The organism is Caulobacter sp. SRI_008, assembly GCF_057586355.1.
In genome coordinates this window covers 35,209-46,362 of sequence record NZ_JBYCZS010000004.1, presented here as the reverse complement: position 1 = coordinate 46,362, position 11,154 = coordinate 35,209, and the positions used below count along the sequence as shown (strand labels likewise).

The following is an 11,154-nucleotide window of genomic DNA, read 5'->3' as shown; positions in this document are numbered from 1 at the left end:
AGCCGTCGCCCCGCCATGGATCGATCCGGCCCGAATGGGTTAACATGGGATGAACTGGGAAACAATGACACCAGGGGCCATTTCGTCAGGAATTCAAAGGCGCTAGCGGTAATATCAGACCGCATAAAATGGTTAATTTCAGAACATACAGACAACCCGATATTTATCCACAGACCCGCGCACAGACGCGGCCCATCCCGGCCCATTTCGGGGCCCGGGGAGTCGCTTGGGATTGCGGTGGAATTAATGGACCAGACGGCCTGTAAGCCGGGTTCTGTGCCGCCCCTGTGTACAGGGACGCGACGATCATTCCTCTTGGCCGTCCATTGCTGGACGGCTCTCGCGACCAACCCGGATCCTCTCGGCCAGTGACGGCCTAGCCGGCGAACCGGCGCGGGATCCCTATTCGGTCTTGCTCCAGGCGGGGCTTGCCATGCCGTCCCTGTCGCCAGGTCCGCGGTGGGCTCTTACCCCACCCTTTCACCCTTCCCGCCCCGTAGGGAGGAGGTTTGCTTTCTGTGGCGCTTTCCCTGGGATTGCTCCCGGTGGGCGTTACCCACCGCCTTGTCACCGTGGAGCCCGGACTTTCCTCGATTCCCGTGAAGGATACCGCGATCGCCCGGCCATCTGGTCCGCGCGCTGTTTGCGGCGCCCAGGCGGCGAGGTCAATCGATCTCGCGCATCCACCCCGCCACCGGGTGATCGCCCAGCGCTTCAATCACGCCCGCGCGCTCGGCCTCGCGCTTGTTCTGACCGAGCTTGAACGTGCCCTCCAGGCGCTCGACGTGCAGCCGGGCGCCGACGATGCCGCGCAGCAGGGCGTCGAACTTGGCGGGCGTCATCTTGTCCCGCGTCCATAGCGGCTTGGGCAGGAGGCGCGCCTCCTCCTGGGCAGACAGGTCGTCGAGCAGGACAATGGTCTCGGCCTCCGACAGCGGCGTGACGAAGCCCTCGGCCTCGACGGAGACGTAGTTCCAGGTCGGGACCTGATCGTCGGTCCCGTACCAGTCGGGGCTGACATAGGCATGCGGGCCCATGGCGACGGCGACGGCGGAGAAGCCGGTGACCACCGCGCCCGCCACGGCGTTCATCCGCGACAGGTGGAAGTCGAGGAACAGGCCGTCGTCGCCCAGGTCGCGCACCACCACCGGAGCGTGGGCCGCGAACGGCCGGCCGGCGACGCTGGCACAGAGGGTGACGAACGAATGCTCGGCGAGGAAGGCGAGCAGCCGCGCGCGATCCTCGACGTGGAAAGCCTTGGCCGGATGCATCAGGCGCCCGCCGCCGCCCGCAGCAGGCCCACCAGCCGCGCCCGGGTCTCGCCGTCGGCGACACCGTCGAAACGGCTCTGCAGCCAGTGGCGCTGGAAGGCGCCGACCACCGTCTCGGTCCACTCGTCGTACTCGCCCGACGGGGCGCAGTCGAAGCCCAGGCGGGTCAGGCCGGCTTGCAGCGCGAAGACGCCCGTCCCCTGCTCGCCCCGGCCCAGCGGCGCGCCCGGCGAGGACGGCGGCTCGACCCACAGGCCATGGCCGCTTTCCGCCAGACGCTTCCAGGGAAACAGCTCGCCCGGATCGATCTTGCGGGCCGGCGCCACGTCGGAATGGCCGATGATGCGGTCGTCGTCGATGGTCCAGCGCGAGCGGATGCCGGCCAGCAGGTTGATCACCGAGGCGATCTGGACGTCGGGAAAGGCGCGGTAGCCGAACTCGTGGCCCGGGTTGACGATCTCGATGCCGATCGAGGACGAGTTGATGTCGCGCACGCCCTTCCAGAAGGCCGCGCCGGCGTGCCAGGCCCGCCGCTCCTCGGCCACCAGGCGAAACACCCGGCCGTCTTCTTCCACCACGTAGTGGGCGCTGACCTTGGCCTCGGGATCGCGCAGGCGCTCGATGGCCGCCTCGCCGCTCTCCATGCCGGTATAGTGCAGCACGACGGTGTCGGGCACGGCCTTGCGGGCGTCGAAATTGGGCGACGGGGCCTCGACGATGGTCATTGCGAGCGGTCCTTGAGAAGCATCAGCAGCGGCGTCACCTGGTTCCTGCGCAGGGCGACGATCAGCACGCCCGCGAGCGCCAGCGCCGCGCCGATCCCCATGCGCAGATCGAAATGGTCGTGGGTGATGGCCACGCCCAGACCGATGGTCATCAGCGGGGTCATCAGGGTGAGCGGAGCGATCAGGTTGGCCTCGTAGCGCTGGATCAGGCCGTAATAGCCGGTGTGGGCGATCACCGACACCACCAGGGCCGAATAGGCGACGGCGGCGACGAACGGCCAGCCGGCCTCGAAGGCCTTGGCCGAGGCGCCGGGCTCCATGGCGAAGCTGGCGGCGGCCAGGATCCACACCGAGGTGAAACCAACCCAGGCCTGAAGCTGCAAGGGCTTCACCCGCTCGATCTGCTTCATCATCACCGCGCCAAGCGAGCCGGCCAGGGCCGAGGCCACGACCAGCCACAGCCCGACCGACAGCGAAAAGCCGTGCGGGTTCCAGATCACGATCATCGCCCCGGCCAGGGTCAGGGCGATGCCGACGCCGCGCCGCCAGTGGATCTTCTCGCCCAGCATCAGCACCGACAGCAGGGTGGTGAACGGCACGCCCGCCTGCACCACCACCGCCGCGGCCGACGGCGAGGCGGTCTTGAAGCCCATGAACAGCAGGGCGAAACCGCCCGCCCCCATCAGCACGCCCACCGCCAGCATCCGCCAGGTCGGCCGCGGCGCGGGCAGCAGCCACGGCAGGGTCACCGCCGCCACCAGACCGAACCGCACCGCCGCATAGAACAGCGGCGGCACGCCCCAGTGGGCGACCACGATCTTGGAGACGATGTTGTTGCTGGCCCAGATCAGGCAGACCAGCACCAGAAGGCCGAAGTCACGCAGGGACATGCCCTCCGCATACTTGGCGACCGGGACCATGCGCAATGAAAACCGACTCGCATTTCGACGCCCCGATTGACGCAGCGTCCAAACGGACGTTTGCTGGTGAACATCGTTCACTTGAAGACAGCGTCCGGACCAACCGGACCGCCATACGGGGACGGAGACACTGATGACGGCTCAAAGCGTCTCGGACTATTTCGACGTCTTGATCGTGGGCGCGGGCCTGTCGGGGATCGGCGCGGCCCATCACCTGACGCGGCGCTGCCCGGGCAAGACCTACGCCATCCTCGAGGCCCGCGACGCCATCGGCGGCACCTGGGACCTGTTCCGCTATCCGGGCATCCGGTCGGACAGCGACATGTACACCCTGGGCTATTCCTTCAAGCCGTGGCGCGAAGCCAAGGCCATCGCCGACGGCCCCTCGATCCTGAACTATGTGCGCGAGACCGCGACCGAGGCCGGCGTCAACGAGCACATCCGCTTCCGCCACAAGGTGCGCCGCGCCGAGTGGAGCAGCGAGACCGCCAGTTGGACGGTCGAGGCCGAGCGGCTCGATACCGGCGAGACGGTGAAGATCACCTGCGGCTTCCTCTATATGTGCGCCGGCTACTACGCCTACGACGCCGGCTACACCCCGGACTTCGAGGGGACGGAGCGCTTCGGGGGCCGCATCGTGCACCCGCAGCACTGGCCGCAGGACCTCGACTACGCCGGCAAGCGGGTGGTGGTGATCGGCAGCGGCGCGACGGCGGTGACCATCGTGCCGGAAATGGCCAAGACGGCCGCCCACGTCACCATGCTGCAGCGCTCGCCGACCTATGTGGTCTCACGGCCCGCCGAGGACGGCCTGGCCAACTGGATGCGCAAGCGCCTGCCGGCCATGACCGCCTACGGCATCACGCGCTGGAAGAACGTGCTGATCACCATGCTGTTCTTCAACCTCTCGCGGAAGAAGCCGGCCAAGACCAAGGAGCGCCTGATCAACCTCGTGCGCGACCAGCTGCCCAAGGACTACGACGTCGAGACCCACTTCACGCCGCGCTACAATCCCTGGGACCAGCGCCTGTGCCTGGTGCCCGACGCCGACCTGTTCGCTGCGATCGGCGACGGCTCGGCCGAGGTGGTCACCGACCATATCGAGACCTTCACCGAGGACGGCCTCCAGCTGAAGTCAGGCAAGACCCTGCCGGCCGACATCGTCGTCACCGCCACCGGCCTGCGCATGCAGCTGATGAGCGGCATGGAGGTGGTCGTCGACGGCCGCGCCGTCGATCTGGCCAAGGGCTTCAGCTACAAAGGCATGATGTTCAGCGACGTGCCGAACCTGGCCTCGGCCTTCGGCTACACCAACGCCTCCTGGACGCTGAAGGCGGATCTCACCAGCGAATATGTCTGCCGCCTGCTGGCCCACATGGACCGCGCCGGCGCCGACTGGTGCATGCCTCACCTCGACGCGCCGGACATGGAGGCCGCGCCCTGGCTCGACTTCTCGTCGGGCTATGTCCAGCGGGCCATGGACAAGTTCCCCAAGCAGGGGACCAAGACCCCCTGGAAGGTGCACCAGAACTACGCCCTGGACCTGGCCGCCCTGCGACTGGGCAAGCTGGAGGACGGGGTGATGCGGTTTGGGCGGAAGAAGGCCAAGGCGGCGGCCTGACCCCCTCCGGCCCTCCGGGCCACCTCCCCCAGAGGGGGAGGATCTTGCCCGACGCCGCGCATAGATGCTCCCCCTCTGGGGGAGCTGTCGGCGAAGCCGACTGAGGGGGTCGCGCAGCGGTGGAACCCAAGGCCCAGCTTGCCGTTCCTGATCAGCGTTCATCGGCCTATGATGGACGATCAGCAGGATGCGGGGGTGCGATGCGCGCGACTTTGACGACGATGGCGGTCCTGGGCGCGGCGGCGTTCATGGCCACGGGCTGCGCGACGGCCCAGCCGAGCTATCCGGCCAAGGCGCCCGTGACCACGACGGCCGGCAAGCCGCCTCCCCCGCCCGCCAAGGACTCTGACGGCGACGGCCGGCCCGACGGCTGGCGCGAGAAGTCGATGGAGATCGGCACCCAGCCGGTCCGCGACGTCGGCCTGTCGAAGAAGAAGATCCCGCCGGTTCTGGAGGAGGCCCTGGCCGATCCCTACAGCCTCAAAGGGCTGAAGAGCTGCGCCAAGCTGACGGTCGAGATCGAGCGCCTGAACGAGGTGCTGGGTCCCGACTACAAGACCGACAACGAGTACACGGAAAACCGCGCCGGCAAGCTGGCCGAGGCCGGCGGCAAGACGCTGATCAACTCGATCATCCCGTTCCGCAGCCTGGTGCGCGAGATCTCCGGCGCGGCTCCGGCCGACCGCCACCTCGAAGCCCTCGGCGACGCGGGCCTCGCCCGTCGCGGCTTCCTGCGCGGCGTGCACCAGAAGCAGGGCTGCAAGCAGCGGTTCTAAATCCCTCTCCCCTTGCGGGAGAGGGTGGCCTCCGAAGGAGGTCGGGTGAGGGGTCTCTCAGAAATCAAACGCCGCGACAGCTGATCGGCCGTCGCGGCGTTTTCATTCGTGCAACCCCTCATCCGACGGCTTCGCCGCCACCTTCTCCCGCAAGAGGAGAAGGCCCCTACGTCAGCCGATAGCCCTTGGCCTCCAGCACCGGCGGCAGGTATTCCCGCCCCAGCGAAAACAGCAGGTCCCGCTCCACGGTGCGGACCATGGCGTCCAGCGGCAGGTCGTTGTCCTCCAGGCCGAACGGGTCCTCCAGCTGGTCGCCCAGGGCGTCGAGGCCGAAGAAGGTGTAGCCGGTCAGCAGCACCAGGACCGGCGTCCACCAGCCCAGGGCATGGGCCAGGGCGAACGGCAGCAGCAGGCAGAAGACGTGTGCCGTCCGGTGCAGCATGAGCGAGTAGGAGAACGGCGGCGGCGTGGTCTTTATCCGCTCGCAACCGCCTTGCACGTGACCCAGCTCGGTCAGCTGGATCTCCAGAACCGACAGATGGATCGGGGTCAGCAGCCCTTCGTCTCGCAGCCGGACGCAGTCGGCGCCGACGGCGGCCAGGATCGCATCGGTCGGATTGGGGGCGGCCGCCAGGGCCGGCAGGTCCCGCCAGCGCGCGATCGCCGCGCGCTCGTCCCCGTCCCTCAGGCGCGCGACCAGTCCGCCGGCGAAAGCGGCCAGACCCAGAAGCAGAGGCTCCCGCGCCGGTTCCGGCAGGCCTTGCGTCTGCCGGGCGAAGCTGCGGGCGGCGATGATCAGCTGCCCCCAGAGCTTTCGCGCCTCCCACCAGCGGTCGTAGCAGGCGTTGTTCCGGAAGCTCATGAAGATCGACAGCGACAGGCCGATCAGGGTGAACGGCACGGCGCTCAACCGCTCCAGCGCCACGGGCCAGCGCTGGGCGACGAGCACCGCCGCGACCGACACCGCCAGCAGCACCACCAGCCGCCCGGCGATCCTGGGCAGGATCGAGCCGCGCAGGGCGAAGGCGATTTCGAACAGGCCCGCGCGGCGGCCGACGATCACCGCCCTACCCCTTCCGCACCACGAACCGCAGCGCCGTGTGCGTGGCAGAGAACCCGCAGACCTTCGTGTCCGACAGGCCCACGCTCCGGGCCGCGCCCAGGACGTCGGTGTCCTTCAGCGGCGCGCCCTTGCCCTTCTGGGAGACGATCCAGATCGCGCCCTTGTCGGCCAGCACGCCCTTGAGGTCCTCAAGGCGATCCAGCTCGGCCAGGTCGTCGGCGGCGAGGAACAGCAGGTCGACCTCTTCGAAGTCTTCCGCCGTCCCCGTCTCAACCTCGACGCGGCCGGCCAGTTCTTCGAGGAATGGCTCGTCGTCGACGCCGTCGACCACCACGCGCATGCCCGGCTTGACGCCCAGCTTGTCCAGCCGCGAGGGCGGGTTGAGGATGGCGTGGACCCACTTCTCGGCCTGGCCGGGATCCAGCGTGAAGCGCGTGCCGTCGCTGAGCACGATGTCGTCGCCCTCGACGCGGATCCCGCGCAGGGCGTGGCCCTGGTAGATGCCGCGCACCGCCCCGCGGAAGATCAGCTTGGGCGGCTCCCACAGGAGCTTGCCGTCGCTTTCGCCGTCGCTGAGCTGGCCCCAGGCCTTGGCTTCCTTACCCATGCCTCAGGCGCCCCGGAACGTGGGCTGGCGCTTTTCGAGAATGGCGTCGACGCCTTCCATGTGGTCCTCGGTGTGGTGGGCGATGGCCTGAGCGGCGGCGCTCATCTCCATCAGGGTGTCGTAGCTCGCCGTCTGGCCGTGCTTGAGCAGACTCTTGGCCATGCGCAAGGCGTGCGGCGGCTGTTGCGCGATCCGCTCGGCCAGCGCCAGCGCTTCGCCCATCAGGTCGGCCGAGGGCACGGCGCGGCTGATCAGGCCCCACTCGGCCGCCTTGGCCGCGTCGATGACGTCGCCGGTGAACAGCAGTTCGGCCGCCCGGCTCATGCCCACGGTGCGCGGCATCAGCCAGGCGCCGCCGTCGCCGGGGATCAAGCCCAGCTTCAGGAAGGTCACCCCGAACTTCGCCGTATCGGCGGCGATGCGGATGTCGGTCATGCAGGCCACGTCGCAGCCCAGGCCGATGGCCGCGCCGTTCACGGCCGCGATCGACGGGACCTCCAGGCCATAGATGGCCCGCACGATCCGGTGGATGTTCTTGCGGTAGCCGTCTCGCACGGCCACGCCGTTGCCGCCGAAGGCGCCCTCGCGGGCCTTCATCGCCTTGACGTCACCGCCGGCCGAGAAGGCCTTGCCGGCGCCGGTCAGGATCACGCAGCGGATCTGCTGGTCGTCATTGATCGCCTCGCAGGCGGCCGCCACCTGGTCGCCGTCGCCCGGCGCGCCCAGGGCGTTCATCGCCTCGGGACGGTTGAGGGTGAGAATGGCGACGTGGCCGCGCTTTTCGGTGAGGACGAGGGGCTGGGACGACATGGGGTTTGGGCGCTCCTGCGGTGTTTTCTGTTTTCCGTTTGAATAGAGGCTTTCGGCTCGCGAGGGAAACCGACCCTGGCGGCTCTCGCGGGACGGGCGGCGCCATCACGCGGCCGTGAGGGTTCGTGCGTGCAGGGACACATTTCTGAAAACCCAAGCGCGAATTCGATTGGCGCGGCCTGAAAGTTCGGGTTGTAGTCTTGTAAGGGACGACAGCGGATTGGCGTAAGTGCAGTGACAAGGTCCCAAGGCCACGCGCTCATCATCGAGGACGAGATCCTCATCGCCCTCGAAGTCGAGGCGCTTCTCGCCGCCCAAGGCTATTCAAGCTTCGACATCGCCGACAGTCCACAGGAAGCGCTCAGTTGCGCCCTGGCCCGCGCGCCCGACCTGATCACCGCCGATTTCCGCATCATCGGCGGCACGGGACTGGAGGCGGTCGAGGCCATCGAGGCCAAGCTGGGCCGCATCCCCACGGTGTTCGTCACCGGCAACGCCGACCAGCTGGCCAACGCCCGCCGGGCCATCGTCGACAAGCCGATCTCACCCCGGCGTCTCGCCGAAGCCTGCCAGCAGGCGCTCGACAGCCGGGCCTGACGAGCCGGACTACGCCTGCTAGTTTCCCTCCCGAATACGGGGAGGACGGCGGATGGCGATCATCGACACCCTAGAGGCGTTGGAGGCGATCTACAGCCCCGCCCCGGTTCCGGCCTCGACGGTCAAGGTCAGCGACCGGCTAACCCCGCACTATCGCGCCCTGGTCGAAGCCTCGCCGTTCCTGGCCCTGGCCACGGTCGGCCCCGAGGGCCTCGACTGCAGCCCGCGCGGCGACGCCCACGGCCTGGTGACCATCGCCGACGACCGCACGCTGATCCTGCCCGACCGCCGGGGCAACAACCGCATCGACAGCCTGCGCAACATCGTCCGCGACCCGCGCGTGGCCCTGCTGTTCCTGATCCCAGGTTCGGGCACCACCTTCCGCGTCAACGGCCGGGCGGTGATCAGCGTCGAGCCCGGGTTGCTCGAGAGCCTGGCCGTCGAGGGCAAGGCCCCGCGCACGGCTCTGATCGTCACCATCGAGGAGTGCTACTTCCAGTGCGCCCGGGCGGTGATGCGCTCGGGGCTGTGGAAGGCCGAGGCCCAGGTCGATCCCAAGTCGCTGCCGACGGCCGGGGCCATGCTGGCCGCCGTCACCGCCGGGGAGGTCGGTGGCGCGGCCTATGACGAGGCCTGGCCCGCGCGGGCCGCCGCGACGATGTGGTGACGACGCAAAGGAACCTCCCCCTGTGGGGGAGGTGATCGCGGAGCGATCGGTGGGGGGGGGCGTGACTGCTGAACTTCCACCAACGCGGAAGCTGAAAACTCCCCCCACCGGCCTTCGGCCGCCTCCCCCAGAGGGGGAGGTTTCCCTCCTACCCCTTCGCCGTCTTCACGTAGCGATCCACCACCTCGCCCAGCACGGTCAGCGGCGTGCCGCCGGTCGAGACCACGGCGTCGTTGAAGTCGCGCAGGTCGAAGCGCGGGCCCAGGGCCGCCTTGGCCTTTTCGCGCAGGCGCAGGATCTCGGTGTGACCGATCTTGTAGGCGCAGGCCTGGCCCGGGCTGGCGCAGTAGCGGTCGACCTCGCTGACCATGGCCGGCTTGGCGCGACCGGTGGTCGAGGTCATGAACTCCACCGCCTGGTCGCGGGTCCAGCGCTTGTGGTGCAGGCCAGTGTCGACCACCAGGCGGGCGGCGCGGAACTGCTGGGCCTGCAGGTAGCCCAGCTGGCCCAGGGGATCGCCCTCGTAGTAGCCGGCCTCGTCGGCGATCTGCTCGGCATAGAGCGCCCAGCCCTCGACGAAGGCGCCAAAGCCCATCAGCGAGCTGATGGTCGGGATCTGGCTGGCCCGCTCGGCCAGGTACGCGCCCTGCCAGGCGTGACCCGGAATGGCCTCGTGGGTGGTCAGGGTCGGCAGGCTGAACTTGGGCCAATTGCCCATGTTTTTCAGGTTGATGTAGTAGATCGCCGGGCGCGAGCCGTCGAGCGAGGCGAAGTTCATATAGCCCTGCGGCGCGCCGTCCTGGATCTCCTTCGGCACGGCCTTGACCATGACGTCGGCCTTCAGGCCCAGGCGCGACAGCTTGGGCATCAGCAGGCGGATCGCGGCGATGCGGTCGTTGAGATAGGCCAGGAGCTCGGCCCGGCCCGCTTCGCTGTCGGCGTAGAGGTAGCGCGGGTCCTTGGTCAGGGCGGTGACGCGCTCGCCGACCGAGCCTTGCGCCAGGTCCTGGCCCTTCAGCAGCACGTCCATGCGGGCGGCGATCTCGCGGCCCTGCTCCAGGCCCAGGGCGTGGATCTCCTCGGCGCCCATGGTCGTGGTGGTGTTGTAGCGCAGGCCCCAGCCGTAATAGGCCTCGCCCTGCGGCAGCTTCCAGACGCCGGCCTTGTCGTCGGCCTTCTCGCGTGCGGCCTTGAGGGCGGCGATCTGGCGGTCGAGCGCCGGATAGACCTCGCCCTCGATGATCTTCGTCGCATCGCCCGCGCGGTCGGCCAGGCCCTTGGCCTTGGCGCGCTCGGCCAGCGAGCCGACCATGCGGCTGTCGGCGGCCTTCTGGGCGCGCATCTCGGTCAGCTGGCCGATGGCGTTGTCGAGGATGAAGCTCGGCGGGATGACGCCGGCGCCGACGTCCTCGGCGATACGGCCGTTCTCCTGGTCGACTACCTTGGCGAAGGCGGCCAGGCGCGAGACGTAGGCGTCGACGTCGGCGGCGGTCTCGATGCCGTGCTGCGAGTTCAGGAACTCCGGCACGAACGAATAGGCCCCGCCCTGCTGGCTGACGACATACGGATTGGCGAAGTCGCCGCCGTAGCTGAAGGCCGCGCCCTCGGCGCCGATCTTCTGGGCCGCCAGCACCGTGTCGCGGATCGTCAGGTCGTGCGGGTTGAGGGTCTTGGGATCGATGGCGGCGATAAGCTTGGCGCGATCCGCATAGGCCGCGACCTGGGCGCGGCGGCCGGCGGCCGAGCTGTCCGACAGCTTGGCCTTCAGGGCCGCGCGGGCGCCCTTGTCGAGGCCCAGGCCCGTGGCGGCCTCGGGCTGGTCGATCAGCATCTCGTCGACGAAGGCGTCGAGCAGCTTGGCCAGCTTCGGGTCGGCGATCGGCCCCTTGGCGGACGTCGCGGCGAAGGCCGGCAGGCCCGAGGCGGCCCCCGAAGCCGCAGTGGCGGCGGCGGCCGAGAGAAGAAGATGACGACGGGACAGGCGCATGGAAGCGGCTCGCTGAAAGGGGCTTTCGAGCGGCCGTAGGCGCGGACCTTCCCCCGCTCAACGACCCTCGACGGGCGGGAGAAGATCATTCCCCCGTCGCCGTGAAAAGC

Annotated in this window: 11 protein-coding genes and 1 other RNA gene; 4 read left to right on the top strand and 8 right to left on the bottom strand. The window is 68.8% G+C overall.

Translation table 11 applies throughout. From position 1 onward, the window contains the following. Positions 1 to 247: 247 nt before the first annotated feature. From rnpB to AC2YHT_RS04955, 4 genes are all read right to left on the bottom strand, one after another. Positions 248 to 631: RNase P RNA component class A (rnpB, locus tag AC2YHT_RS04970), an RNA gene on the bottom strand. 34 nt (positions 632 to 665) lie between these two features. Continuing rightward, positions 666 to 1,271 carry an FMN-binding negative transcriptional regulator gene (locus AC2YHT_RS04965; RefSeq protein WP_487288474.1) on the bottom strand — a complete coding sequence of 202 codons (606 nt, stop codon included), beginning with the start codon at positions 1,269 to 1,271 and terminating at the stop codon, positions 666 to 668. Beyond that, entirely contained in the window at positions 1,271 to 1,996 is a 726-nt protein-coding gene (locus AC2YHT_RS04960) for an N-acetylmuramoyl-L-alanine amidase (protein ID WP_487288473.1), read from the bottom strand. The genes AC2YHT_RS04965 and AC2YHT_RS04960 overlap by 1 nt, the downstream gene beginning before the upstream one ends. Further along, positions 1,993 to 2,886, bottom strand: coding sequence for a DMT family transporter (locus AC2YHT_RS04955; RefSeq protein ID WP_110121396.1), 894 nt, complete (start codon positions 2,884 to 2,886; stop codon positions 1,993 to 1,995). Before AC2YHT_RS04955 ends, AC2YHT_RS04960 begins: the two co-directional genes overlap by 4 nt. 163 nt (positions 2,887 to 3,049) lie before the next feature. On the opposite strand from AC2YHT_RS04955, the gene AC2YHT_RS04950 reads away from it, so the two are divergent. Then, positions 3,050 to 4,537, top strand: a complete 1,488-nt coding sequence (locus tag AC2YHT_RS04950; protein WP_487288472.1) for a flavin-containing monooxygenase — start codon at positions 3,050 to 3,052, stop codon at positions 4,535 to 4,537. Positions 4,538 to 4,737: 200 nt separating this feature from the next. After that, positions 4,738 to 5,313: a hypothetical protein gene (locus tag AC2YHT_RS04945; protein WP_487288471.1), complete on the top strand. Its 576-nt coding sequence runs from the start codon at positions 4,738 to 4,740 to the stop codon at positions 5,311 to 5,313. 166 nt (positions 5,314 to 5,479) lie between these two features. Here the strand turns inward: AC2YHT_RS04945 and AC2YHT_RS04940 are convergent, their stop codons facing one another. Genes AC2YHT_RS04940 through AC2YHT_RS04930 form a run of 3 tightly spaced genes read right to left on the bottom strand, consistent with a single transcriptional unit; the run spans position 5,480 to position 7,793 of the window. Then, positions 5,480 to 6,376 (bottom strand): bestrophin family protein, encoded by an 897-nt coding sequence (locus tag AC2YHT_RS04940; protein ID WP_487288470.1) that lies wholly within the window; start codon positions 6,374 to 6,376, stop codon positions 5,480 to 5,482. 4 nt (positions 6,377 to 6,380) lie between these two features. Beyond that, complete coding sequence (locus tag AC2YHT_RS04935; protein ID WP_487288469.1) at positions 6,381 to 6,983, bottom strand: DUF3052 family protein; 603 nt, start codon at positions 6,981 to 6,983, stop codon at positions 6,381 to 6,383. 3 nt (positions 6,984 to 6,986) lie between these two features. After that, a complete protein-coding gene (locus tag AC2YHT_RS04930) occupies positions 6,987 to 7,793 on the bottom strand; it encodes a crotonase/enoyl-CoA hydratase family protein (protein ID WP_487288467.1) in 807 nt (268 codons plus the stop codon). 234 nt (positions 7,794 to 8,027) lie between these two features. On the opposite strand from AC2YHT_RS04930, the gene AC2YHT_RS04925 reads away from it, so the two are divergent. Together AC2YHT_RS04925 and AC2YHT_RS04920 are read left to right on the top strand one after the other, a co-directional pair. Beyond that, positions 8,028 to 8,390 (top strand): response regulator, encoded by a 363-nt coding sequence (locus AC2YHT_RS04925; protein WP_233245331.1) that lies wholly within the window; start codon positions 8,028 to 8,030, stop codon positions 8,388 to 8,390. Positions 8,391 to 8,442: 52 nt separating this feature from the next. Next, complete coding sequence (locus tag AC2YHT_RS04920; RefSeq protein ID WP_487288466.1) at positions 8,443 to 9,057, top strand: pyridoxamine 5'-phosphate oxidase family protein; 615 nt, start codon at positions 8,443 to 8,445, stop codon at positions 9,055 to 9,057. A gap of 148 nt (positions 9,058 to 9,205) precedes the next feature. On the opposite strand, the gene AC2YHT_RS04915 is transcribed toward AC2YHT_RS04920, so the two are convergent. Then, positions 9,206 to 11,044: a DUF885 domain-containing protein gene (locus tag AC2YHT_RS04915; RefSeq protein WP_487288465.1), complete on the bottom strand. Its 1,839-nt coding sequence runs from the start codon at positions 11,042 to 11,044 to the stop codon at positions 9,206 to 9,208. Positions 11,045 to 11,154 lie beyond the last annotated feature (110 nt).

What these genes read in the sequence shown, in the direction of transcription:
- AC2YHT_RS04965 (WP_487288474.1), bottom strand. Translation starts at nt 1,271, where the DNA reads ATGCATCCGGCCAAGGCTTTCCACGTCGAGGATCGCGCGCGGCTGCTC.
- AC2YHT_RS04960 (WP_487288473.1), bottom strand. Translation starts at nt 1,996, where the DNA reads ATGACCATCGTCGAGGCCCCGTCGCCCAATTTCGACGCCCGCAAGGCC.
- AC2YHT_RS04955 (WP_110121396.1), bottom strand. Translation starts at nt 2,886, where the DNA reads ATGTCCCTGCGTGACTTCGGCCTTCTGGTGCTGGTCTGCCTGATCTGG.
- AC2YHT_RS04950 (WP_487288472.1), top strand. Translation starts at nt 3,050, where the DNA reads ATGACGGCTCAAAGCGTCTCGGACTATTTCGACGTCTTGATCGTGGGC.
- AC2YHT_RS04945 (WP_487288471.1), top strand. Translation starts at nt 4,738, where the DNA reads ATGCGCGCGACTTTGACGACGATGGCGGTCCTGGGCGCGGCGGCGTTC.
- AC2YHT_RS04935 (WP_487288469.1), bottom strand. Translation starts at nt 6,983, where the DNA reads ATGGGTAAGGAAGCCAAGGCCTGGGGCCAGCTCAGCGACGGCGAAAGC.
- AC2YHT_RS04930 (WP_487288467.1), bottom strand. Translation starts at nt 7,793, where the DNA reads ATGTCGTCCCAGCCCCTCGTCCTCACCGAAAAGCGCGGCCACGTCGCC.
- AC2YHT_RS04920 (WP_487288466.1), top strand. Translation starts at nt 8,443, where the DNA reads ATGGCGATCATCGACACCCTAGAGGCGTTGGAGGCGATCTACAGCCCC.
- AC2YHT_RS04915 (WP_487288465.1), bottom strand. Translation starts at nt 11,044, where the DNA reads ATGCGCCTGTCCCGTCGTCATCTTCTTCTCTCGGCCGCCGCCGCCACT.